Origin of the sequence: Rhodococcus sp. NPDC059968 (genome assembly GCF_042738615.1) — a bacterium.
In the GTDB taxonomy this organism is placed as follows: Bacteria; Actinomycetota; Actinomycetes; order Mycobacteriales; family Mycobacteriaceae; genus Rhodococcus_F.
Window position 1 is genome coordinate 1 of the sequence record NZ_JBHWUE010000047.1, and the last position, 22,468, is coordinate 22,468.

Below are 22,468 nucleotides of genomic sequence, written 5' to 3' on the forward strand. Positions count from 1 at the left end.
CATCCTCGCCCGCGCCTGGCTGTTCGTCATCTGGCACTGCTGGCAGGACAACCTCGCCTACGACCCGGACAAACACGGCGCCCTCCAACGACTGATCGCCCACCAACAACCGGCGGCTTGACACAGGGCAACTCATGCGCGCACTCCCCCGGCCCTGCGCAGCTTCCACAATCCGCGTCCGCGACGCGGGGAGAATTCGCTGGGGCCGTGTCCGTAGTTGTAGTTGACGGTCGCCATCCGATAACTCTCGAGGAGGCCGTCGGCGGTGTGTTCCCAGGAGAAATTCTCCGCGTGACGCGGAGCCTCGGCGGCCAGCGCGGCGAGCCTGCCGGGCTCGGAGACCAGCGACTGCAACGCCGTCGCCCAGTCCTCGGTGCGGTGCCCGTCCACCAGTAGCCCGGTCTCGCCGTTCCGGACGGCGACGCCGAGACCGCCCACGTTCGCGGCTATCACCGGCGTGCCGCAGGCTTGCGCCTCGATGGCGACCAGGCCGAACGACTCCGAATAGCTAGGCACCGCAACGAGATCCGAGGCCCGGTACACGTCGGCGAGCCGCTCGGGCGCCTGCGGCGGAAGGAACGTCACCCGCGCGGCGATGCCGAGGGAGGACGCCAGTTCGATCAGTGCGTCCGGCCGGGCCAGCCCGGAACCGGACGGGCCGCCGACCACGAGCACCCGCAGTGTCGACTCCGGGTCTCGGGCGATCAGTTCCGCGGCGGCGCGCAGCAGGACATCGGGCGCCTTGAGCGGCTGGATGCGTCCGACGAACGTCACGACGGTCTCGCGGGGGTCGACTCCGAGCTTCGCCCGGGCGGCGGCCCGGTCACCCGGGCGGTACCGCGTCAGGTCTGCGCCGGGCGCCACCACGTCGATGCGGTTCGGGTCGGCGCCGTAGTGCCGGACCAGCTGATCGGATTCCTCGGTGGTGTTGGCCACGAGCCGGTCGGACTCGGCCACCACCTGCTGCTCGCCGATCTGGCGGGCGGCCGGTTCGGGAGTGTCACCTTCGGCGAGCGACAGATTCTTGACCGCGGCGAGCGTGTGCGCGGTGTGCACGAGCGGCACACCCCACCGGTCGCGGGCGAGCCAGCCGACCTGCCCGGACAACCAGTAGTGCGAGTGCACCAGGTTGTAGTAGCCCGGTTCGTGGCGGGCCTCCTCGCGGAGCACCCCGGCGACGAACGCGCAGAGCTGCGTCGGCAGATCCTGCTTGTCCAGCCCCTCGAACGGGCCGGCCACCACGTTGCGGACGAGGACCCCGGGCGCCGCTTCCTGGACCGGTGCGTCGGCGGACGACGTGGCCCGGGTGAAGATCTCCACCTCGACGCCACGACGCGCCATCTGGATGGCGGACTGCAGCACGTAGACGTTCATGCCGCCCGCATCGCCGGTACCGGGCTGCGCCAGTGGTGAGGTGTGGACCGAGAGGACGGCCACCCTGCGGGGGCGCGAATTGTGCATGGGCGTCACCACTCCATAGTGCTCCCTCACCGATCGGCCCCTTTAACCGAGGTTGTCGACGAACTCGCCGACCTCCGTCACGAACCTGTCGGGATCCTCCACGAACAGTCCGTGGTCGCAGCCCTCCCAGAACGACGCCCGCGCCTGCGGGATCAGTTCTGCAGCGTGCCTACCAGCCGAGACATCGACGACGGAGTCCTCGGTGCCGTGCAGGACGAGCACCGGCACATCGAGCGACCGGAGCAGGTCGTCGTGGCTCGCGGACCGGTTGAACAGGGCGGCCCGCACCCGGGGCGGGGTGGCGAGACTGGCCCCGAACAGCGCCTGCGACTGCGCGCCCTTGCCTTCCGGCGGTCCGGTGAGTGCGTTGCCGAACGCGCCCAGCGCGCGGATCGCGTCGCGCGACTCCTCGGACATCGCGTCGGGAATCGCCGCGCGCATCGCCGCACCGACCTTGCCGCCGGCCTCCCCGCGACCGATGCTGGTGATGGCTCCGACGAGGACCACGCCGTCGACGGCGGACGTTCCGTGGGACGCCAGGTAGTCGCAGATCACGAGGCCGCCGTAGGACCAGCCGAGGAGCACGGCGCCGGAGGTGACGCCTTCGGCGGTGAGCACCGCGTCGACGTCGCCGGCCCAGATCGCGGAGTCGTCGTAGCCGGTGTCGGGCGCACCCGAGTAGCCGTGTCCGCGCAGGTCGACGGCGATGACGCGGTAGCGGGCCGCGAGTTCGTCGAGTACCCCGGGGCCCCAGCACTTCGAGGACTGCGCCCAACCGTGCAGGAGTACCAGGGCCCGAGCGTCGGGCGCACCGGTCACCGAGTAGACGAGGGGCGTTCCGTCGACGCCGGCTGTTTCACGAATAGCCATGGGGTCACCATAGAGGCCAGCAGCGCGGCGACCGCCGCCACCGCGTAACCCGCCGTCGTGCCGAATTCGTCGATCATCCGGCCCGCGAGCGCCGATCCCACTGCGACGCCGACACCCAGTCCGGTGACGATCCAGGTGATGCCCTCGGTCAGCGCGGCCGCGGGCACGATCTGCTCGACGAGACCGGTCGTGACGATCATGATCGGCGCCACCGTCATCCCCGCCACCGCGTAGGCGACGGCGAGCGCCGGGATGCTGTCGGCGAGAAGCAGCGGAACCGTCAGGACCGCCACCGCGAGGACCGCGACCATCAACTGTTTCCGGAGCGACGCCGACACCCGGATCGCGCCGAACACGATGCCCGCCACAGCGGAACCCGCCGCGAACATGGCCAGCACCACGGTGGCGGAGGCGGGTGCGTCGTGGCTTCGGGTGAAGGCGATGGCACCGACGTCGATGACGCCGAAGATCGTGCCCATCGACACCATGACCGCCACGAGGATCCACACGGCGGGCGTCCGGACGACGGACGGGCGGCCGTCGTGCGATGCCGGATGCACGGGTGGTTCGGTGCCGCGCTGAGCGACGAGCGCGAGGGTGCCGACCACCAGCAGGACGAGGCCCGCGAGCGGTCCCGCCTCGGGGAACACCGTGACGGACAACCCGACGGAGACCACCGGTCCCGCGATGAAGCACAGTTCGTCGACCACCGCCTCGAACGCGAACGCCGTCCGCAGCAGTGGCGTGCCGCGGTACAGCTCGGTCCAGCGGGCGCGCACCATCGCACCGATCGTGGGCATGCAGCCGGCGGGGACGGCCCACACGAACAGCACCCAGTCGGGCGTCCCGAACCTGACGCACAGCAGCATCGCGGCGATGGACGTCGCGCTGATCCCCGACGCGACGGGAAGGACGCGGGACTGCCCGTACCGGTCCACCGCCCGGGACACGACCGGGGTGATGAACGCGTAGGTCAGCGCGAACACCGCGGCGAGGGCACCGGCGAGTGCGTAGTCGCCGCGCAGTTCGGACAACATCGTGACGATGCCGATGCCGACCATGGCGATCGGTACGCGCGCAACGAATCCTGCGGCGGAGAACGCTGCGGAGCCGGGGGCGGCGAAGATCTGACGATAGGTACCGAGCACGCGTCGAGCCTCACAGATCGTGGCCGCGACTTCCAGCACGTGCAAGTATTGCGCCCATGAGTGTCCTGGTGTGTTTCCACGCCCATCCCGACGACGAAGTGTTCACCACGGGTGGCGTGATGCGTCAGGCCGCCGACGCCGGTCATCGCGTCGTCGTGGTCACCGCGACGGACGGGGCGCTCGGCGAGGCCCCCGAAGGGATCCTGACAGAGGGTGAATCACTCGCCGAGCGTCGGCGCCGCGAGCTGGAGGAGTCGACGTCGCTGCTGGGCGCCCAGCGTGTGGTGTTGCTGCACTACGCGGATTCCGGGATGGCGGGAACGCCGGAGAACGAGAATCCCGCCGCGTTCTGCAACGTCGACGTCGAGGAGGCCGCCGCCCGGCTGGCCGCGATCCTCGTCGAGGAATCCGCCGACGTGGTCACCATCTACGACCCCAACGGTGGCTACGGCCATCCCGATCACGTCCAGGTCCATCACGTGGGCATCCGGGCCGCCGAACTGGCCGGTGTGCCACACGTCTACGAGGCCGCCGTCAGTCGCGACCACATCCGGCGACTCATGGCCGCGAATCCGGAGTGGTCCGAGAACTCCCAGCCACCGGACCTCGACACGTTCGGCCTGCCGGACTCCGAGATCACCACGGTCGTGGACGTCACCTCGGCCATGGACGCCAAGCGCGCCGCGATGCACGCGCACGCCACCCAGATCGGGGATTTCGGCCCGTTCCTGCAGATGCCCGAGGAGCAGCTGCGGGCGGCGTTCGGTCAGGAATGGTTCCGCCGTCGCGGGGCACCGGCCGGGCTCGCGGAGTCTTCGCTGCCCCTCTGATCGACCGGCCCGGCGAGACCGGAGTCTGGGACCCAGCCCCGCGAACCGCCTGCGCGGGTTCGGTTCCGCGCCTAGCATCCACGGGTATGGATCCCGCTGATCTCGTCGCGACCATGCCGTTCGCCGTGCACACCGGGGTTCGCCTCACCAAGGCCGCACCCGAGGAGGTCGTCGGGCACCTCGAGTGGGAACAGCACCGCACCACCGCGGGAAGCGGCATGCACGGCGGGGCGTTGATGACGCTGGCCGACAGTGTCGGAGCCGTCTGCGCGTTTCTCAATCTCCCGGCGGGAGCGTCCACGTCGACCACGAGTTCGAGCACGGTGTTCACCCGCGGCGTCCGCAAGGGCACCGTCACCGCGACCGCGCGTCCGCTGCACGCCGGACGAACCACGGTCGCCGTCGTCACCGAACTGCGGGACGACGAGGACCGACTTGTTGCGCAGGTGACGCAGTCGCAGGCGGTGCTGCACCCCCAGCCGGGAAGCTGACCGATGTCGCGATTGCTGCGGGCGTACCGCTCCACGGGAGCGGATCTGCCGTTCGGCAACGTCCTCGCCGCGCACGACGTCGCGATGGAAGGCTACTTCTGGCGGTTCACGCAGCCCGCGACGGGACAGGTCGTCATCGCGCTGGCGGGAATCAACCGGGCCGCGGACGGGCACTGGGCGACGCTCGGGCTCGCCGGTCACCCCACCCGGTTTCTGCGGACCGCCGCGCACCCGGAGGGCTACGCCAACCCGGCCGGACTGGGCGCCTTCGCCGGCGATGCGTTCCGCGGGTCCGTCGACCGCGTGCAAGTGGATCTCGGGCCGGACGCCCGCCTCGACGTCCGGATCGGCGCGCAGGTCCCGTGGCCGCGGCGCAGGCTCGGCGGGTCGAGTGTGTTCCAGACCGTGCCCGCGCTGAACCAGTACTGGCACCCGTGGCTACTCGGCGGACGGGCCGAGGGAACGGCCGTGCTGGGCGGCACCGAGATCGACCTCGACGGCGCCCAGGTCTACGGCGAAAAGAATTGGGGAAAGGGCGGATTCCCCGACTCCTGGTGGTGGGGCCAGGCTCAGGGTTTCGCCGATCGGCAGGCGTGTGTCGCGTTCGCGGGCGGCGAGATCACCGCGGGCGGGCTGCGCACCGAGGTCACGGCCGTCGTCGTCGCGCTGCCCGACGGCACGGTGGTTCGCCTCGGCAACCCGGTCACCTCCCCCGTCCGGGCACATGTCACGGACGAGCGGTGGTCGCTGCGGGGCCGCGGTCGCACGTGGAGCGTCGAGATCGAGGGCGGTTCCCCGCTGGGCTCGGCGCACGTGCTGCCGGTTCCGCTCCCCGCCGAGCGTCGCAACATCCCCGGCGCCCTCGAGCACCTCGCGGGCTCGATGAGTGTGACGGTCCGACGTCGCGGTGAGCTCGTCTGGGCCGACGAATCACCACTCGCGGCGTTGGAACACGGCGGAATCGAGCGGGCGCGCGCGGAGTTGCGCAGGAGGGGTGCGCCGCCGGACGCGACATCGGCGCCGCCGCTCAGCTGATCACCTCGATCTCGGGTGGCTGCAATGCCTCGACGATCTCGTCGGTCTCCGCGTGGAGAACCCCTATCCGCCCCGCCTCCTCCAGGTGGCGGGCGTCGACGCCCGAGATCGCATCGGCGGCGACGAGCACCTTGTAGTCGCGTTCGCTGGCGTCGAAGATCGTGGCGCGCGGGCAGTTGGGATAGTTGCATCCCGCGATCACCACGGTGTCGACCCGCCACTGTCGCAGGCGGTCGTCGAGTTCGGTGCGGTAGAACGAACTCCACCGGGGTTTGAACAGGACGTGCTCGGTGGGCGAGACGACCTGGAGGCCGCCGCCGAGGAGCGACTCGGGGTCGAGCGGTGGCACCCCCAACTCCGGCGCCACCTGGGAGCCGGCGGTGCCCGGTCTGGCGATGCCGAGTCCGGCCGCGATCACGCGGCGCCGGCACAGGTCCACGTCGTCGCCCTCGTACAACCGGACGACGTGCACGATCGGGGCCGAGGCCTCCCGGTAGGCGTCCACGAGACGCGCGATCGCCGGCAGCACCGCCGAGGTGCCGGGAATTGGTGCCGTCCCGCCGTCCACGAAGTCCACCTGTGTGTCGACGACGAGCAGCGCGGACCGGCCGAGATCGGGAGCGAGGAACGGATCCGAGTTCTGCCGCCAGTGCGTCACGCAGCAAATCTAACGCTCGCGCGCACCCTGTAGCCGGAATCACAGGGACCGGTGCATTCGCACGAAGCGCGGGTTTGGGACGATGGAGTGGGTGGGGTACTGCGAGAAGGGTCCCAACCGATGACTGTGAGCGATGAGAACTGGCCGTCGATCGGCGCGACAGGGGCGCGCTTCGGATCAGCCGGCCGACGCCGCAGCGCCAGGAAAGAGCAGGACCCGAGCCCGCCGCAGTCCGCCGAGTGGGTGGAGCCCGGCCCGGCCGAAGCCGCTCCCGAGCAGGTGAAACCCGTTTCCGGACCCGCCGATCAGGCTCCGGACGCCGTCGACAGTGCTGCTGCCGAGTCGACCGAGTGGCTGGCGACGGAGGATACCGTTTCCATCGTCCGGCCGTTCATTCTGACGGGCGGGAGGACCGAGTCCGGGGTCGATCTGCCACTGGAGGCGGTCATCGTCGCCTGTGCGGACGGGGACACCGTGGTGGACGGGATGCGGGCGCCGGACGAACTGCGTCGCGTCTTCGCGCTGTGCTCCGAACCGCGGTCGGTGGCCGAGATCGCGTCGCTCGCGTCGATCCCGCTCGGCGTCGCGCGCGTACTCGTCGGCGACCTCGCGGCGGCCGGGGCGGTCACCGTGAACGAGACGGCCGGGTCCAGCGGCCCGGACCGGAAACTGATGGAGCGCGTCCTCGACGGGCTGCGCAAACTCTGAGATCCACCGGGGTGCCGGCGCCCGGACGGACGCACACGAATTCGGCAGCCGCACAGACTAGTAGCGTGTCGCTGCTTAGTTCTGGCCTGTTTCGGTGCGAGGGTGGGGCGGCAGACTTCCCCTTCCCCTCTGCCGGTCAGGACTGTTGCCATGCCTTCGCAGAAGAAGCGTCCGGTGACGTTGAGCACGGCTGATCGTGAGTTCTTGGAACGGTTGACCACGACCGGGGTGCATCCGGCCTCGATGATCCGGCGGGCCCGGGTGTTGCTGGCGCTGGACACCTCGGTCGGGGTGGTGGATGAGAAGAAGGTGATCGCGGCACGGTTGGGAGTCTCGGGTGAGACGGTGCGGCTGGTGGCCAAGCGGTTCGCCGAAACCGGTCAGGACGTGGAGGCCACGATCGGTCGTAAGCAGCGTGACCTGCCACCGGTGCCGTCGCAGATCACCGGCGAGGTCGAGGCCAGGTTGATTGCGTTGGCGTGCACACAGCCCCCGGCGGGACATGCCCGGTGGTCGCTGCGACTGCTGGAGAAGCACGTCGCCCTGGTCGACGACATCCCCGACCTGGACCACTCGACCATCGGCCGTATTTTAAAAAAACGAAACTTCGTCCTCACCTGAAGAAGTGCTGGACCATCCCGCCAAAAGCGAACGCGGAGTTCGCTGCTCGGATGGAGGATGTTCTGTCGGTCTACGCCCGCCCCCACGATCCCTCACGCCCGGTGGTGTGTATGGACGAGAAGCCCTACCAGTTGCTGGCCCATGCTCGCGACCCGATCTCTGCAGCCCCGGGCCGCGACCGGCGAGAGGATTCGGAGTACGTGCGGCACGGGACCTGCTCGATCTTCTGCTGGGTCGAGCCCCTGGCCGGCTGGCGGCGTGTCGATGCCCAGCCCCGGCGCACCAAGATCGACTGGGCCCGGCAGGTCAAAGACTTACTGTGCGTGGACTACCCCGACGCAGAGACGGTGGTGCTGGTGATGGACAACCTCGGGCACCCACGGCACCGGATCGCTCTACGAGGCCTTCGAGCCGGCCGAGGCGTTCGCGCTCGCGCAGAGGCTCGAGATCCACCACACCCCCAAACACGGCTCGTGGCTCAACATCGCCGAGATCGAACTCTCGGTGCTGACCCGCCAGTGCCTGGACCGGCGCATCGAGGACCTCGAGACACTGGGCGCCGAACTCGCCGCCTGGCAACGACAGACCAACGCCGATCAACGCCAGGTCCAGTGGCATTTCACCACCGACGACGCCCGCATCAAACTCCGCCACCTATATCCCAACACTTAGCCGCGACGGTCTACTAGTGCCTGTGCGGCTGCCGAATTGCTGTGACGCTAGACCGACGTCCGGCGCATCGCTCCCACCGGGTCGGAGTAGATGGTGCTCAGCGACACCACCGTCGAGGCGTACTCCTGCACCCGGTTGCCGAATCCGGAGATGCGAATGTCCCTGCGCTCCAGCGACGATGCCTGCGCGAAGGCCTCCGCGACGTGCGGGATGCCGGCCGGGTACTCGGTGAACGCCTGGCCTCCGAGGATCACCCGGTCCGGGTTGAACAGGTCACGCAGCATGGCGACCGTCTTCCCGAGCACCTGAGCGCGTTCCACCAGAAGTTCGTGTGCGGGAATGGAACCCGAGGACGCCGCCTTGTAGAGCGCACTCATCGTCGGCCGCTGGTTCGACTCCGCGAGGATGCCCGCATCGAGGGCGGCGGAGATGACCGCGCGATCGCTGATCGTCGCCTCGAGGCACCCGCGTGAACCGCACGAGCACTGCGCCGACGAGCCGGTCGGCAAGTGGGCGATGGAACCGGGACCGCTCGACGGCGTGTGGACGCGCCCGTCGATCGTGATGGCGATGCCGGCCGTCTCGCGGGCGTAGAAGTACAGGCCCGTTTCGCCTTGCGCGACACCGTCTTCGCTGTCGGGGCTCAACAGTAGTTCGGACGCGGCCATCGCCTCGACGTGCGCCGCAACGGAGACGGGCAACCCGAGTCCGGTCGCGATGATGGCGCCGACCTGAGCGGACTTCCATCCCAGCCGGGGATGGTCGACGACACCGGTCTGCGCATCGACCCGACCGCCGAGCGCGACACCCGCCCACAGCGGGCGACGCCGGTGCCAGCGGGAGGCGAAGGCCCGCGCGCTGCGTGCGATGCCGGCGAGTGCGTCGGCGGACGCTCCCTGCGGGGTGGGCACCTCGACCGCGCCGAGAACCTTCCCGCGCAGGTCACTGGCGATGATGCTGGTCACGACCGCGCCGATGTGGATGCCCACCGTCAGGTAGGGCTCGTGGTTGACCTCGAACGGAACCCGCGGACGACCGATGGCGCCGGACGGCGTGAGGTCGCCGCGTTCGCGCAACAGCCCGAGGTCGAGGAGCGCCGACACCTGTCGGTTGACGGTGGCGATGCTCAGGCCGGTCGCTTTCGCGGCGACGTCCCTGGACAGCGGCCCGCGAGACCGGGCGACCCGCAGAACACCGGCGGCCGGGCCGTCGCTGATCCGCAGCTCGGGGGGAACGATATGGAGACGGGGACGGGACACGGGCCGCTGGAATCGAGATACGGAACCGGTCCGGGTGGGGCTGGAAAGAGTGGGGGTAGACACGTGGCAGTCCTTGCAAGCGGAGGCGGTGCGCACCTTCGTCCGAACGTTGCATCCGTCCCAGACCGAGAGTGGGACGACCGAGGACGATCGATCAGGAGAAGGCTGCGCGAATTAGCTGCAGATGCTGAGACAGCGACAACACAGTTCCCGCGCCAAGGGCAGCCGCGAGCCCAGCGCGGAAGTCACATAGGTGACCCGCGGAGCGGTCGACTGGCCTGAAGACATGACACGAAACTAGCAGCTTCGGTCGGTTTCACCAATCGGAGGGCGCGTCGGCGTGTACCTCCACCCCGCGCCGGTTCCGCAGTTCCCGCCCCTGCGAGGCACCGCCGGCGGCGTCTCCTCGTCATGGACTCGGTGGGGCTGACCGTCTGGGCGGCCGCACTGTTCCCGCTGATCGACATCGGCAGTTCTCGGCGGCGGGCTCGCCCCGACAGCGGCCGCCGCGCTGTACGCGAACTGGGTTCGTCGGGCCACGCCCGCCCCTTGCGATCAGGGTGACGCAAATCCTTCCGGCGACACACCGCCCGATGGTTCGGTTACGGGACTCCACACCGTCTCCGGTATCCGAAAGGCTCACCATGTCCATCGATTTCGCGCCCGAGCACGTGACAGACGCCGAGGGTTCCCAGAACGCCCCGAGCGTAGTCAAGCTCGGTGCCCACATCGGCGCCCGGATCGACGGCGTCCGGCTCGGCGGCAACCTCGACCCCGCCACCGTGTCGCTCATCCGCCAGGCCCTGCTCGAGCACAAGGTGATCTTCTTCCGTGGCCAGGAACATCTGACCGACGACTCGCAGTACGAGTTCGCGGAACTTCTCGGCTCCCCCACCACGGCGCATCCGACCGTCACGTCGCGCGGCACCAAGGTGCTGCCCATCGACTCCGACTACGGCAAGGCCAACAGCTGGCACACCGATGTCACGTTCGTCGATCGCATCCCGAAGGCGTCGATCCTGCGCGCCGTGCAACTCCCGACTTATGGCGGATCCACCACCTGGGCATCGGGTGTCGCCGCCTACAACGCGCTGCCCGAGCCGCTGAAGGTCCTCGCCGACAACCTGTGGGCGACGCACACCAACGTCTACGACTACGCGGCGACCAGCGCGGAACGCGCGCAGGACGAGAAGGCGACGGAGTACCGCGCCGAGTTCCAGTCCACCTACTTCGAGACGGAGCACCCGGTGGTGCGGGTGCACCCCGAGACCGGCGAGCGCACACTGCTGCTCGGTCACTTCATCAAGAGCCTGGTCGGTCTGAGCAGCACCCAGTCGCAGGCACTCTTCCGGGTCCTGCAGGATCACGCGATCTCGCTCGAGTTCACGACCCGGTGGAACTGGCAGTCGGGCGACGTCGCGATCTGGGACAACCGTGCCACTCAGCACTACGCCGTCGCCGACTACGACGATCATTACCGGCGCCTCAACCGCATCACCCTGGCCGGCGACGTCCCCGTCAACATCCGGGGCGAGCGCAGCCGCAGCGTCGCCGGCGACGCGAGTGGCTACTCCGTCATCGACGAGACCTAACATGTCGGCATGACCTTTTCACCTGACACCCGCATCGCCGTCGTCACCGGGGCAAGCTCCGGAATCGGAGAAGCCACCGCCCGCACCCTGGCCGAGCAGGGATTTCATGTGGTCATCGGGGCCCGGCGACTGGATCGTCTGGAGAAGATCGCCGAAGACATCGGCGGTACCGCGCTCGAACTCGACGTTACGGACCAGGATTCCGTGGACGCGTTCAGCGCGGTACTGCCGAGGGTCGACGTGCTCGTGAACAATGCGGGCGGCGCCAAGGGACTGGCCACCGTCGCCGAGGCCGATCTCGACGACTGGCGGTGGATGTGGGAGACCAATGTCCTGGGCACCCTTCGGATCACCAAGGCGTTGCTGCCGAAGTTGATCGAGTCGGGTGACGGTCTGGTCGTCACCATCACGTCCGTGGCCGCCCTCGAGGCGTACGACAACGGTGCCGGATACACGACCGCCAAGCACGCGCAGGCCGTCCTGCACCGCACGCTGCGCGGAGAACTGCTCGGAAAGCCGGTCCGTCTCACCGAGATCGCCCCGGGCGCAGTGGAAACCGAGTTCTCGCTGGTGCGATTCGAAGGCGACCAGCAGCGCGCCGACAAGGTCTACGAGGGCATCACCCCGCTCGTCGCCGCGGATGTCGCGGACGTCATCGGGTTCGTCGCCTCGAGGCCCTCCCACGTGAACATCGACCAGATCGTCGTCAAGCCACGAGATCAGGCTTCGTCCGGGCGTTTTCACCGCACGACGTAAGCGACCTCGCGGCGGTCCGCCTGTCCTGGTGTTCGAGCACCAGGACCACGGTCCACAGTCCCGCCACGATCGTCACGACCCCCAGCAACATCCATCCCATCCCACAGCCCCCTGCCGATCAACGACTTTCGACCGAAACGGACTGTCGGGGTCGTCCGTCGACCCCTCGACAGCGGACGACTCCCCACAGTTGTGTTACCCGAGAACACGGCGCCGTTGACGCGTCCTCATTCAGGTAGACGCAGGCGGCCCCGGTTCGGTTCCACTGGGTGTGGAGAAAGTTCGCTCGCCTATGCGAGTGCCGACATGGACTGCCATTCGGGCCAGCCGACGGCCCAGTCGTAGATGTCGCCGTCGGCGGCCGAGAGGTCGATGGACGTTCCGGTCACCTCGACTGGATCGCCGTACATCGCGGTGCCGAAGTACTGCTGGGCGTCCGCGAGGGACAGGTTGATACAGCCGTTGGTGACGTTCGACGAACCCTGGACACCGATGGTCTCGGGGTTCGCGTGGATGAACTCGCCGTTGTTGGAGATGCGGACCGCCCAGCGCTCGCGCACGTTCTCGTAGAACGGCGGGTTGGACATGAGAAAGTCCTCGTGCTTCTCGGTCACCATGTGGATTCCGCTGCGGGTGACGTTGCGGGCCTCGTTGCCTTCGCCGTAGCTGACGGGGATGTCCAGGATGGTCTCGCCGCCGCGCACCACCTGCATGCGGTGGCTCGGCGCGTTCGCGATCACGATCTGGCTGCGCCCGACGGTGAAGTCCAGCGACAGATCCTCAGCGCCGTACGCTCCGACGCCGAAGTCCAGTCCGTACAGCCGGGCGTCCAGGCTGACGGCGGTGCCGGGCGCCCAGTAGTTCTGCGGCCGCCAGTGCGCACGCGACCCGTTGTCGTCGGGCAGCCACGCCCACGCGCCGGGGGTGGGCGGGTTGGTCGTGACGGTCATCGCCTTCTCGACCGCCGCCTTGTCCTCGACGGATTCGTGGAACTGGACGATGATCGGGGCGGCGATCCCGACTTCCTGACCGTCGGCGATGTTGAGAGTGGCGCCGATCGTCTCTTCGGGCTCGACCGTGGTGAAACTGCCGTCGACGGCGACGGACTTGCCGTCCGTGCCGAGCGCCGTGCCCTTCCACGTGTACGTGTCGCCGTAGCCCAGCGCCTCCCCGACGGTGAACGTGGTCCGGTCGGGTGACAGCACACCCTGCACGGCGCGGCCGTCGGCGTTGACGAGCGAGACGTCGGTGAATGTGCCCTGGGTCGCGGTCGCGGAGATCGGCGCCACCGGATTGACGTCCTCGGTGCCCGACGCCGGATTCTGGGTCACCTCGACCGCCGGTTCGGACGGCGCAGTGGCGGTTCCCGACTCGGAGCCGACCGTGCATCCGGTCAGCAAAACGAGAAACGCGATCAGCGCCGTCGCGATCAACGCGACGCGCGACCGACTTGTCCGAGAACCCAGTTCATGCACAGCTAACAGGTTACCTGCGCTACGGACCCGTCTCAGATCGCGCAGCCCACCGTCACGGGTTCGGGTTCGAGCCGGACACCGAACGCCGACTGGACGCCGTCTCGGACGTCACGGGCCAATGCCAGCAGGTCCTCGCTCTTCGCGGCACCTCGATTGGTCAACGCGAGGGTGTGCTTGGTCGACAGCCGCGCGAGAGCGTTCTCGCCGGGATACCCCTTCGAGAAGCCGGCCCGCTCGATCAGCCACCCCGCAGACAACTTGGTTCCACCGTCGGCCGGGTACTGGGGAACGGCGACGTCGCCGAGGCGCGTCTCGATCGCGGCGAGGACACCTGCCAACTCCCCGTCGGGTACGACGGGGTTGGTGAAGAAGGAGCCCGCGCTCCAGGTGTCGTGATCTTCGAAATCGAGCACCATGCCCTTGCCCCGCCGCAGGTCCAGCACGGCGTCGCGGACCTGTGCCGAGGGCAACCGGTCGTCCTCGGCACCGTTCAGCGCCGAGACCAGTTCGCGGTAGCGCAGCGGCTCGCCGAGCCCGTCGGGATGCACGGTCAGTTCCACGGCCAGCACCAGGGCGGCATCGGAGTGCTTGAGGACGCTCGTGCGATAGCCGAGACCGAGGGCTTCGGGTTCGACCCAGCGCGCCTCACCCGTGCGGCGATCGAGGAGGTGGACCCGCCTCAGCATCGACCCCACCTCGACGCCGTACGCGCCCACGTTCTGCACCGGGGTTGCCCCGGTCGACCCGGGAATCCCCGACAGGCATTCGAGCCCGCCCAGCTCGGCGGCGACGGTCTGCGCGACCACCTGATCCCACTCGGCCCCCGCCTCGGCAGTGACGAATCCCTCCTCCAGACCGACAGTGGTGTTGCACACACGCACCACCACACCGTCGAATCCGTCGTCCCCGACCACCAGATTCGAGCCGCCGGCGAGGATCAGCGTCGGGATGTGCGCGGCGTCGAGGAGGCGCACCACGTCGACGAGGACCTGCGTCGTCGGACACTCCGCCACGATCCGCGCCGGCCCGCCCACCCGCAGCGTCGTCATCCCCGACAGTTCGAGGTTCTCGGATACGAAGGCACCCGAATCGACGAGTTGACTGACAATGCTCACATCCCACACAACCGCAAACGGTAGCCTGCGGATCGTGAGCCGCCGCATCGAGCATTCGTCGTCCTATGCGTTTCCCGTCGCCCAGGTCCATGCGGGCCTGATCACCGAGCAGTACTGGCGCGACCGTCTCGACCGGGTCGGAGGACCGGGGGCAACCCTGGACGAGATCACCACCGGCCCGGGCACCATCTCGGTGGCCATGTCGCAGTCGATTCCCGCCGAGCACCTGCCCAGCATCGTCTCGAAGGTCCGTTCCGGCGATCTCGTGATCAAGCGCACGGAGACATGGGGCACCCTCGACGGCGACCGCGCCGAGGGCACGTTCACGGCCGACGTCGTGGGTGCGCCCGCGACGATCTCCGGAACCCAGACGCTGACGGGGAACGGTTCCCTGTCGAACGTGCAGGTCGAAGGCAAGGCCGACGTCAGGATCCCGCTGATCGGCGGCAAGATCGAGAGCGCGATCGCGGACGAGGTCCTCCGCCTGATCGAGAAGGAGCAGGCGTTCACGCAGCAGTGGCTCGGGGCCTGACCTGGGGCGGGTGTCCCTTGTGTTCCGTCGCAGCCGGTAACCTTGGCGATCATGGCTCGCCGCATCGACTACTCAGCCCGTTACAAGCACACCCCCAAAGAGGTGTACAACGCGTTCACCAACCGTGACTACTGGGATGCGCGCATCGAGGAGATGCGGAAGTACTCCGAGAACCACATCGAGCATTTCGAGGTGACCGACGACGGGATCGACCTCGTCCTGCACCACATCCTGCCGCGGTCGGAACTTCCCGAGATCGCGCAGACCGTGATGAAGAAGGACATGGTCATCACGCGCAAGGAGTCGTACACGCCCTTCGGTGAGCCGACCACGGGCACGTACGAGGCGTCGATCCCCGCGGGCCCGGGCAGCCTCACGGGCACCATGAAGCTGTTCGCCACCGAGACGGGCTGCACGTTCCGCACCTCCTCCGAGGCCAAGGTGTATCTGCCGTTCATCGGCGGAAAGCTCGAGCAGCTGATGCTCGTCAACCTGATCGATCTCTTCCGCGCCGAGGCCGAGATCACCGAAACGTGGTTGTCGCAGCACTAGCAACCACCGCACGGATTTCCCATGACTTCAGCGACGCTGAAGCGGCCTCACGGTGTCATCACCCGGGGCACGACAGGCATCAATCGGCTGCGACGCAGCGACCGCTGGCTCGTCCACGACGCGCTGGTGCGCCGGACGCTGCACGCTTCCGCCGACCCGCTCGTCGTCGACCTCGGGTACGGCGCCCGGCCGCACACCACATTCGAGCTCGCCGACCGGTTGACCGCCGTGCGCGGCGACCGCCGGGTGGTCGGGCTCGAGATCGACCCCGAACGGGTGGTCGAGAGCCGGAACGGAGTGAGTTTCGCCCGCGGCGGGTTCGAACTCTCCGGACTGCGCCCCACCCTGGTCCGCGCGTTCAACGTGCTGCGGCAGTACCCCGAGGACGCGGTCGGGCCGGCCTGGACGCGGATGCAGTCCGGGCTCGCACCGGGCGGGCTGATCATCGACGGCACGTGTGACGAACTGGGTCGCCGCTGCGCGTGGGTGCTGCTCGACGCCACCCGCCCGCTGTCGCTGACGCTGGCATGGGACCCGTTCGCCGTGGAGAAGCCGTCGGACATCGCCGAACGGCTGCCCAAGGCGCTGATCCATCGCAACGTCCCGGGCGAGCCGGTCCACGCCCTCCTCACGGCAGCGGATCGCGCGTGGGCCACTGCGGCGCCGCACGGCTCGTTCGGACCGCGGGTGCGGTGGCGGGCCGCGCTCGAACTGCTGCGCGCGCAGGGCCTGCCGGTGCAGTCTCAACGCCGCCCACTGCGGGACAACATCCTCACCGTTCCGTGGGACCTGGTTGCACCCGGTTCCGGCAGGAATTAATTCACGCGACATCCCCCGAAGCGCCCCGTAGAGTCACTTCACGAAACATGTTGTGCCGGTGCGCAGGCGAGGGCTACTTCGACTGTGGATCGCGTGGTCGCCGGTTCGAATCCGGTCAGGGACGCAGGTCCCTGTAGCTCAGCGGTAGAGCGCGTCCGTGCCTCCGCCGACTCCGAACTCGGCACGACATGCGTGCGCGCCACCCGGTGCGCAGACGACGGATACTTCTCTGGCGAAGTGCGCAAGCACGCGGTTCGACTCCGCACCCCGTCGTCGCCTCGACCTCGGGTGGCGCGCACCCTGAGCACCGACACCTCCCGAAAGGAGGAACAACCCATGAGCAAGTTCAACCTGAAGACGCTGCGCCGCACCAAGATACAGAGCCCCATCACGTCGGAAACGCCGGCCGGCCACACCTTCGAGGGCGGAATCGGCTACGCCCGCGACGCGAAGAGCGAGTTGTTCCTCCTCGCGGTCACCAACATGGTGGGTGAGCACACGTTCTACGAGTCGGCTCCGGACCGCGACAACCGGTTCGTCGGGCTCATCCACGAGGTCACCCTGTCGGACCCGGAGTGGACCGCCCGCCTGATCGGGTGGCTGCGCCGCGATGCGCATCTGCGTTCGGCGTCGGTGGTGGCCGCCGCCGAGTTCGTCCGTGCCCGGCTGGGCGCCGGTCTGCACGGCGGCAACCGCGCCGTCATCTCCTCGGCGCTGGAGCGGGCCGACGAGCCGGGTGAGATCCTCGCCTACTGGATTGCGCGCCACGGTCGTTCGATCCCGAAGCCGGTCAAGCGCGGTGTCGCCGACGCCGCCGTCCGCCTGTACTCGGAACGCTCACTGCTGAAGTGGGATTCCGATGCCAGGGACGTCCGCTTCGGCGACGTCCTCGAGCTCACCCATGCGTCGCCGTCGGCGACGTGGCAGGGCGAGCTGTTCCGGCACGCGATCGATCGGCGGCAGGGACGCGAGAACGCCGTCCCCACCGGCCTGCGGATGCTCACGGAACGGGCGGCGCTGGCGGCACTCCCACCGGAGGATCGGCGTGCTGTCCTCCGGAACCCGGAGCGGCTGTCGGCGGCCGGGATGACGTGGGAGTCGCTCGCCGGCTGGCTGCAGGGACCGATGGATGCGGCAGCGTGGCAGGCGGTGATCCCGTCCATGGGATACATGGGGCTTCTTCGCAACCTGAGGAACTTCGACGAGGCCGGGATCCCCGACCACGTCGCGGAGCAGGTGGCGGCCCGGATCGCCGATCCGGGGGAGGTCGCGAAGTCGCGGCAGCTGCCGATGCGGTTCCTCGCGGCGTACCGGCACGCGCCGAGTCTGCGGTGGGGACATGCGCTCGAGCGTGCGCTCGGGGCGTCGCTGTCCGCGGTCCCGTCGCTTCCCGGCCGCACCCTGGTACTCGTCGACCGGTCCGGATCGATGTTCTACAGCCGCGTCTCGGCGCGGTCGGAACTGACGAGGGCGGACGCGGCCGCGGTGTTCGGTACCGTACTGGCGGCGCGCGCCGAACGGGCCAACCTGGTCGAGTTCGGCACTGACAGCCGGTACGTGCCGTTCAAGCACCAGCCGGTGCTGCGGGCGGTAGACAGCTTCGGCGACCTGGGCGGCACGGACACGGCGTCCGCGGTGCGGAAGCATTACCGCGACCACGATCGCGTCGTCATCGTCACCGACGAGCAGGCGGCGTGGGGCGATCCGACCCGGCACGTCCCGGCCGACGTCCCCGTCTACACGTGGAACGTGGCGGGCTACCGACACGGACACGGACCGACGGGGTCCGCGAACCGCCACACGTTCGGCGGACTGTCGGACGCGGGATTCTCGATGATCCCGCTCCTGGAGGGCACCCGGAACGGCGAGTGGCCGTTCTGATCCCGGAGCGGTGATCCGTCAGGTGCAGGTGGCCAGTGCGTGTTCGACGCGCTGCGCCACCTGCGCCGGCAGGGATCCGCACTCGCCGTGCAGTGTGCGCGCATTCAGTCGCCCGATCGCGACGCCGTCGGCGACCACCTCGTCGAGCAGTTCCTGCGAGATACCGCTCGCGGCGAGGTCGAGTGCCGTGCACAGCGGCGTAGTGATGCGCAGGGGGCCGACCTGCTCGCAGTCCTCCGGGCGGAGCGAACGCCGGTGCAACGCCAACTGCTGCGTCGGCGACGGCGGCGACAACACCGTCGAGAGGTGAATGAACCGCGGGTACAGGTGCCCGAGGCCGTGAAGTTCGGCGGCACTCTGGTGCGAGACCGCGGCGGCGGCACCGAACCAGGTGCACCACTTCGCGAATTCCTCGAGATCGGAGTGCGGACAATCCTTCAAGCGGAACAGATCTCGCTCGATCTTGACCCACGAGCCGTCGGCGACGCGCTCACCGATCTCGTCGGCGGCGAAACCGAGGCGCAGCACCTGCGCAGTGGTGAAAAAACCCGCCTGAGCCGTCGCGACGCGTGTCAGTTCTTCACCGACACCCTCGCGCTCCGGGTCACCGGGACGTGGAGCCAACCATCCGGACATTCCCCTAGATTACTGGGCGATTGTGGCACGTATCACAATTTCTGCGGATCTCGACGACCCGCCGCCGACGCATTCACAGAATTTGTTCAGAGTTGTCGGGAAGAATCCATGCAATGGCAGCCCGAACGAACTCCGCACCCCGAAGTAACCGTGTGCTCGTCATCTCTCTTGTCGTCATCGCCGCGCTCGTGGCGGTCCTCGTCGGCGGCGAACTCTTCGTGCGCAACAGAGTGAAGACCTGCATGGCAGACCAGTTCGAGAGCCAACTCGGCTCGCAGGTGGACGTGGGACTGAGCTGGAAGCCGGTCCTGCTCCAGTCGGTCGACAAGAACGTCCCGTACATCACCATCGACAGCGACGACACCAAGTTCGGCCCCGCTCAGGGCATGCAGGTGCACGCCCAGGTCAACGACATCCGGATCGAGAACACCGCTGACAGCAGTGGCACCATCGGCAGTTCCGACGCGGACATCACCTGGTCCACCGCGGGAATCCTCGCGACGCTGCAGCAGCAGGCGTTCGGTTCGCTCATCAGCGGTGTCACCGCCGATTCGAACGCGGGAACCCTGAGGTTCTCCGTCGGCCCGGCCGGGCTGGCGGATCTGACCGTCAAACCGGAGGTCGTGAACGGGACCGTCAAGGTGGAGACGGTGGGTGCAGAGATCCTCGGTTTCGGTCTTCCCACAGATCTCGTCGACGGGGTCGTCCAGACCCTGACCTCGAGTCTGCAGACCTACCCACTGGGCATGCAGCCGACGTCACTGAAGGTCACCGACGACGCCATCGAGATCACCCTCGAAGGTGGCGCCTACACGATGCCTGCCGCCGGCACCCAGCAACAACAGCAGGAACAGCAGAGCAGCTGCGGCCTGCTGGTCTGATCGACCGCAGGGTCAGTCGGGCAGCCCGTCCAGGACGGCACGGGTTCCCGACAGTCCCAGCCGCGTCGCACCGGCCGCGATCATGTCGAGCGCGGCCTGTGCGGTGCGGATCCCGCCGCTCGCCTTCACGCCGATCCGCCCGCCGACGGTCCGCGCCATCAGTCGCACCGCCTCCACGGTCGCTCCCCCGGCCGGATGGAATCCGGTGGACGTCTTCACGAAGTTCGCGCCGGCCCGCTCGGCGGCCCGGCATGCTTCCACGATCGCCTCGTCGCTGAGCGCGGCGGTCTCGAGGATCACCTTGAGGACCGTGCGGTCGCCGACTGCTTCGCGGACGGTGAGGACGTCGGCCAGCACCGCGTTGAAGTCGCCGGCCACGGCGGCACCGATGTCGATCACCATGTCGATCTCCTGCGCGCCCTGGTCCACGGCGAGCCGGGCCTCGGCGCCCTTGACCAGCGAGTGGTGCTTACCCGAGGGGAACCCGACCACCGCGGCGGTCACCAGACCCGGCGCCTTGACCGGCAGCATCGACGGCGACACGCAGACAGCGAGCACACCGAGCGAGCGCGCCTCGTCGATCAGCGCCTTCACGTCGTCGGTGGTGGCCTCGGGCTTGAGGAGCGTGTGGTCGACGAGGTCGGCCACCTGGGATCGGGTCAGTGCAACGTCGGACATACCTGTGAGCTTCGCACAATGCCTTCCGGGGCTCGCGGCACGGCCTAGCATCGCCGTATGAGTGATCCGGGATCGATCTTCGACGAGGCACGGCTGGAGTTCGACCGGCTGACGACGGCCATATGGACGCCGGCCGGGCAGTCGCTCGTCTTCCAGCTCGGACTGCGTCCCGGCGACGCCGTCCTCGACGTATGCTGCGGCGCAGGGTCTTCGGCGCTCCCCGCGGCCACCGCCGTGGGTCCGTCGGGGCTGGTCCACGGCGTCGATCTGGCCGACGAACTCCTCGAGCAGGGGCGGCTGAAGGCGTCGGAGCGCGGACTGCAGAACATCGAGTTCGTCTGCGCGGACGCCACCACGTGGGAGCCGCCGAGCACCGTCCCGGACGCGGGCTACGACGCGCTCGCCTGCTCGTACGGCGTGTTCTTCCTGCCCCACATGGATGCCGCGTTCACCCGGCTCGCGGGCCTCGTCCGGCAGGGCGGCAAGGTCGGGATCACGGTGTGGCGGCGGGGCGCGTTGCGCGACTTCGCGGGCGCGTTCCAGGACGCCGTCGCCCGGCACCGGGAACCCGAGCCCGAACCGGCCGGGTCGCCGTTCGATCCTCTCGCGCGCATCGACACCCCGGATGGGCTCCACCAGTGGCTCGGCGAGCTCGGAGCGCACTCGACCGAGGTCCGGGATCTGTCCAACATCATTCCCGCGACCCCCGAGTTCTCCTGGGACCTCGTTCTGGGTGGGGCCTTCCGCCGCGCGCTCGCCCCGTTCGACGCCGGGACCGTCGAGGAGATTCGTCTCGATCTCCTGCAGCTGCTCACCGAACGCGCGATTCACGACATCGACGCCGGGACTCTCGTCGGCACCGCCGTGGTGAACGGCCGGAGCGCGACCTGAAAGACTGTTGCCCATGAGCGCTGCTTCGACCGAGGACCATCGGTACGTTCTTTCTCTCGGCTGCCCCGACCGCACCGGCATCGTCGCCCGGATCTCGACGTTCCTCGCCGAGGTCGGCGGCTGGATCGTCGAGGCGGCGTACCACGCCGACGCCGACACCGGCTGGTTCTTCACCCGTCAGGCAGTGCGTGCCTCCTCGGTCGACATGTCGATCGAGGAACTCCGGGAGCGCTTCGCGGCCGTCGCCGCCGAACTCGGCCCCGAGACCGAGTGGACGGTGTCCGACACGGGTGAGCGCAAGCGGGTGGTGCTGCTGGTGAGCAAGGAGGCGCACTGCCTCCACGACCTGCTCGGCCGTGCGGCCGGAGGCGAGTTGCCCGCCGACATCTGCGCGGTGATCGGCAACCACCGCGATCTCGAGACCGTCACGCGGCAGCACGGCATCGACTTCCATCACGTACCGTTCGCGAAGGATCCCGCCGAACGCGGGCCCGCGTTCGAGCAGGTGCGTGCACTGGTCGACGCCCACGACCCCGATGCCGTGGTGCTGGCGCGTTTCATGCAGGTGCTGCCCTCGGAACTGTGCGAGCACTGGGCCGGCCGGGCGATCAACATCCACCACAGCTTCCTGCCGTCGTTCGTCGGTGCCCGCCCCTACCACCAGGCTTTCGCCCGCGGTGTGAAGCTGATCGGCGCCACCTGCCACTACGTGACGGCCGAGCTCGACGCGGGCCCCATCATCGAGCAGGACGTGATCCGCGTCGACCACGCCGACGAGGTCGCGGACATGGTCCGGCAGGGCCGCGACATCGAGAAGCTCGTACTGTCCCGCGGCCTGCGCTGGCATCTCGAGGATCGCGTCCTCGTCCACGGCCGTAAGACGGTGGTGTTCAGCTAGTTTCGTCGT

23 protein-coding genes and 2 pseudogenes are annotated in these 22,468 nt (G+C 68.7%); 16 read left to right on the forward strand and 9 right to left on the reverse strand.

Annotated elements, in window-relative coordinates:
* Window positions 1–132 precede the first annotated feature (132 nt).
* Genes mshA through ACFWAY_RS30820 form a run of 3 tightly spaced genes read right to left on the reverse strand, consistent with a single transcriptional unit; the run spans window position 133 to window position 3,479 of the window.
* On the reverse strand, window positions 133–1,491 hold the full coding sequence (mshA, locus tag ACFWAY_RS30810; protein WP_378451919.1) for a D-inositol-3-phosphate glycosyltransferase: 1,359 nt from the start codon (window positions 1,489–1,491) through the stop codon (window positions 133–135).
* A gap of 12 nt (window positions 1,492–1,503) precedes the next feature.
* Window positions 1,504–2,331 carry an alpha/beta fold hydrolase gene (locus tag ACFWAY_RS30815; protein WP_378513220.1) on the reverse strand — a complete coding sequence of 276 codons (828 nt, stop codon included), beginning with the start codon at window positions 2,329–2,331 and terminating at the stop codon, window positions 1,504–1,506.
* On the reverse strand, window positions 2,277–3,479 hold the full coding sequence (locus tag ACFWAY_RS30820; protein WP_378513221.1) for an MFS transporter: 1,203 nt from the start codon (window positions 3,477–3,479) through the stop codon (window positions 2,277–2,279). Before ACFWAY_RS30820 ends, ACFWAY_RS30815 begins: the two co-directional genes overlap by 55 nt.
* Before the next feature lie 56 nt (window positions 3,480–3,535).
* Between ACFWAY_RS30820 and ACFWAY_RS30825 the strand changes: the two genes are divergently transcribed.
* The 3 genes from ACFWAY_RS30825 (at window position 3,536) to ACFWAY_RS30835 (ending at window position 5,835) form a co-directional block, all read left to right on the forward strand.
* Entirely contained in the window at window positions 3,536–4,309 is a 774-nt protein-coding gene (locus ACFWAY_RS30825) for a PIG-L family deacetylase (protein WP_378451916.1), read from the forward strand.
* 86 nt (window positions 4,310–4,395) lie between these two features.
* On the forward strand, window positions 4,396–4,800 hold the full coding sequence (locus tag ACFWAY_RS30830) for a PaaI family thioesterase (RefSeq protein WP_378451915.1): 405 nt from the start codon (window positions 4,396–4,398) through the stop codon (window positions 4,798–4,800).
* 3 nt (window positions 4,801–4,803) lie between these two features.
* Window positions 4,804–5,835 carry a tocopherol cyclase family protein gene (locus ACFWAY_RS30835; RefSeq protein WP_378451914.1) on the forward strand — a complete coding sequence of 344 codons (1,032 nt, stop codon included), beginning with the start codon at window positions 4,804–4,806 and terminating at the stop codon, window positions 5,833–5,835.
* Here the strand turns inward: ACFWAY_RS30835 and ACFWAY_RS30840 are convergent.
* Window positions 5,828–6,493 (reverse strand): cysteine hydrolase family protein, encoded by a 666-nt coding sequence (locus tag ACFWAY_RS30840; protein WP_378451913.1) that lies wholly within the window; start codon window positions 6,491–6,493, stop codon window positions 5,828–5,830. The two genes, ACFWAY_RS30835 and ACFWAY_RS30840, sit on opposite strands and share 8 nt — an antisense overlap.
* Window positions 6,494–6,613: 120 nt before the next feature.
* Here ACFWAY_RS30840 and ACFWAY_RS30845 point away from each other — a divergent pair, with 120 nt between their 5' ends.
* The 4 genes and pseudogenes from ACFWAY_RS30845 to ACFWAY_RS30860 all read left to right on the forward strand — a co-directional run.
* The gene (locus tag ACFWAY_RS30845; protein ID WP_378513222.1) at window positions 6,614–7,201 is read left to right on the forward strand and encodes a DUF742 domain-containing protein; all 588 of its coding nucleotides are present in this window, start codon (window positions 6,614–6,616) and stop codon (window positions 7,199–7,201) included.
* Between the two features lie 150 nt (window positions 7,202–7,351).
* On the forward strand, window positions 7,352–7,822 hold the full coding sequence (locus ACFWAY_RS30850; protein ID WP_378513223.1) for a helix-turn-helix domain-containing protein: 471 nt from the start codon (window positions 7,352–7,354) through the stop codon (window positions 7,820–7,822).
* Window positions 7,823–7,932: 110 nt separating this feature from the next.
* Window positions 7,933–8,184, forward strand: a pseudogene (locus ACFWAY_RS30855) (IS630 family transposase); the annotation flags it as partial.
* Window positions 8,185–8,209: 25 nt separating this feature from the next.
* Window positions 8,210–8,494, forward strand: a pseudogene (locus ACFWAY_RS30860) (transposase); the annotation flags it as partial.
* 47 nt (window positions 8,495–8,541) lie between these two features.
* Here the strand turns inward: ACFWAY_RS30860 and ACFWAY_RS30865 are convergent.
* On the reverse strand, window positions 8,542–9,816 hold the full coding sequence (locus ACFWAY_RS30865; protein ID WP_378451911.1) for an ROK family protein: 1,275 nt from the start codon (window positions 9,814–9,816) through the stop codon (window positions 8,542–8,544).
* 581 nt (window positions 9,817–10,397) lie between these two features.
* Here ACFWAY_RS30865 and ACFWAY_RS30870 point away from each other — a divergent pair.
* Together ACFWAY_RS30870 and ACFWAY_RS30875 are read left to right on the forward strand one after the other, a co-directional pair.
* Window positions 10,398–11,345, forward strand: a complete 948-nt coding sequence (locus ACFWAY_RS30870) for a TauD/TfdA dioxygenase family protein (RefSeq protein WP_378513224.1) — start codon at window positions 10,398–10,400, stop codon at window positions 11,343–11,345.
* A 9-nt stretch (window positions 11,346–11,354) separates the two neighbouring features.
* A complete protein-coding gene (locus ACFWAY_RS30875) occupies window positions 11,355–12,101 on the forward strand; it encodes an SDR family NAD(P)-dependent oxidoreductase (RefSeq protein ID WP_378451909.1) in 747 nt (248 codons plus the stop codon).
* Between the two features lie 290 nt (window positions 12,102–12,391).
* Here ACFWAY_RS30875 and ACFWAY_RS30880 read toward each other — a convergent pair whose 3' ends face one another.
* Window positions 12,392–13,576 carry an Ig-like domain-containing protein gene (locus tag ACFWAY_RS30880; protein ID WP_378451908.1) on the reverse strand — a complete coding sequence of 395 codons (1,185 nt, stop codon included), beginning with the start codon at window positions 13,574–13,576 and terminating at the stop codon, window positions 12,392–12,394.
* 32 nt (window positions 13,577–13,608) lie between these two features.
* Window positions 13,609–14,700, reverse strand: a complete 1,092-nt coding sequence (locus ACFWAY_RS30885) for a UDP-N-acetylmuramate dehydrogenase (protein ID WP_378513225.1) — start codon at window positions 14,698–14,700, stop codon at window positions 13,609–13,611.
* 25 nt (window positions 14,701–14,725) lie between these two features.
* Here ACFWAY_RS30885 and ACFWAY_RS30890 point away from each other — a divergent pair, with 25 nt between their 5' ends.
* The 4 genes from ACFWAY_RS30890 to ACFWAY_RS30905 all read left to right on the forward strand — a co-directional run bounded on the left by ACFWAY_RS30890 (window position 14,726) and on the right by ACFWAY_RS30905 (window position 18,475).
* Window positions 14,726–15,223 carry a DUF2505 domain-containing protein gene (locus tag ACFWAY_RS30890; RefSeq protein WP_378451906.1) on the forward strand — a complete coding sequence of 166 codons (498 nt, stop codon included), beginning with the start codon at window positions 14,726–14,728 and terminating at the stop codon, window positions 15,221–15,223.
* Between the two features lie 51 nt (window positions 15,224–15,274).
* Complete coding sequence (locus ACFWAY_RS30895; RefSeq protein ID WP_378451905.1) at window positions 15,275–15,775, forward strand: DUF2505 domain-containing protein; 501 nt, start codon at window positions 15,275–15,277, stop codon at window positions 15,773–15,775.
* Between the two features lie 21 nt (window positions 15,776–15,796).
* On the forward strand, window positions 15,797–16,594 hold the full coding sequence (locus ACFWAY_RS30900) for a class I SAM-dependent methyltransferase (protein ID WP_378513226.1): 798 nt from the start codon (window positions 15,797–15,799) through the stop codon (window positions 16,592–16,594).
* Between the two features lie 336 nt (window positions 16,595–16,930).
* Complete coding sequence (locus ACFWAY_RS30905; protein WP_378513227.1) at window positions 16,931–18,475, forward strand: TROVE domain-containing protein; 1,545 nt, start codon at window positions 16,931–16,933, stop codon at window positions 18,473–18,475.
* An 18-nt stretch (window positions 18,476–18,493) separates the two neighbouring features.
* Here the strand turns inward: ACFWAY_RS30905 and ACFWAY_RS30910 are convergent, their stop codons facing one another.
* Window positions 18,494–19,111 carry a hypothetical protein gene (locus ACFWAY_RS30910; protein ID WP_378451902.1) on the reverse strand — a complete coding sequence of 206 codons (618 nt, stop codon included), beginning with the start codon at window positions 19,109–19,111 and terminating at the stop codon, window positions 18,494–18,496.
* A gap of 113 nt (window positions 19,112–19,224) precedes the next feature.
* Between ACFWAY_RS30910 and ACFWAY_RS30915 the strand changes: the two genes are divergently transcribed.
* Window positions 19,225–19,992, forward strand: coding sequence for a DUF2993 domain-containing protein (locus ACFWAY_RS30915; RefSeq protein ID WP_164060717.1), 768 nt, complete (start codon window positions 19,225–19,227; stop codon window positions 19,990–19,992).
* Window positions 19,993–20,004: 12 nt separating this feature from the next.
* On the opposite strand, the gene deoC is transcribed toward ACFWAY_RS30915, so the two are convergent.
* A complete protein-coding gene (deoC, locus tag ACFWAY_RS30920) occupies window positions 20,005–20,670 on the reverse strand; it encodes a deoxyribose-phosphate aldolase (RefSeq protein WP_378451901.1) in 666 nt (221 codons plus the stop codon).
* A gap of 57 nt (window positions 20,671–20,727) precedes the next feature.
* Between deoC and ACFWAY_RS30925 the strand changes: the two genes are divergently transcribed.
* Entirely contained in the window at window positions 20,728–21,561 is an 834-nt protein-coding gene (locus ACFWAY_RS30925) for a class I SAM-dependent methyltransferase (RefSeq protein WP_378451900.1), read from the forward strand.
* A 13-nt stretch (window positions 21,562–21,574) separates the two neighbouring features.
* Window positions 21,575–22,459 (forward strand): formyltetrahydrofolate deformylase, encoded by an 885-nt coding sequence (gene purU / locus ACFWAY_RS30930; RefSeq protein WP_378513228.1) that lies wholly within the window; start codon window positions 21,575–21,577, stop codon window positions 22,457–22,459.
* Window positions 22,460–22,468 lie beyond the last annotated feature (9 nt).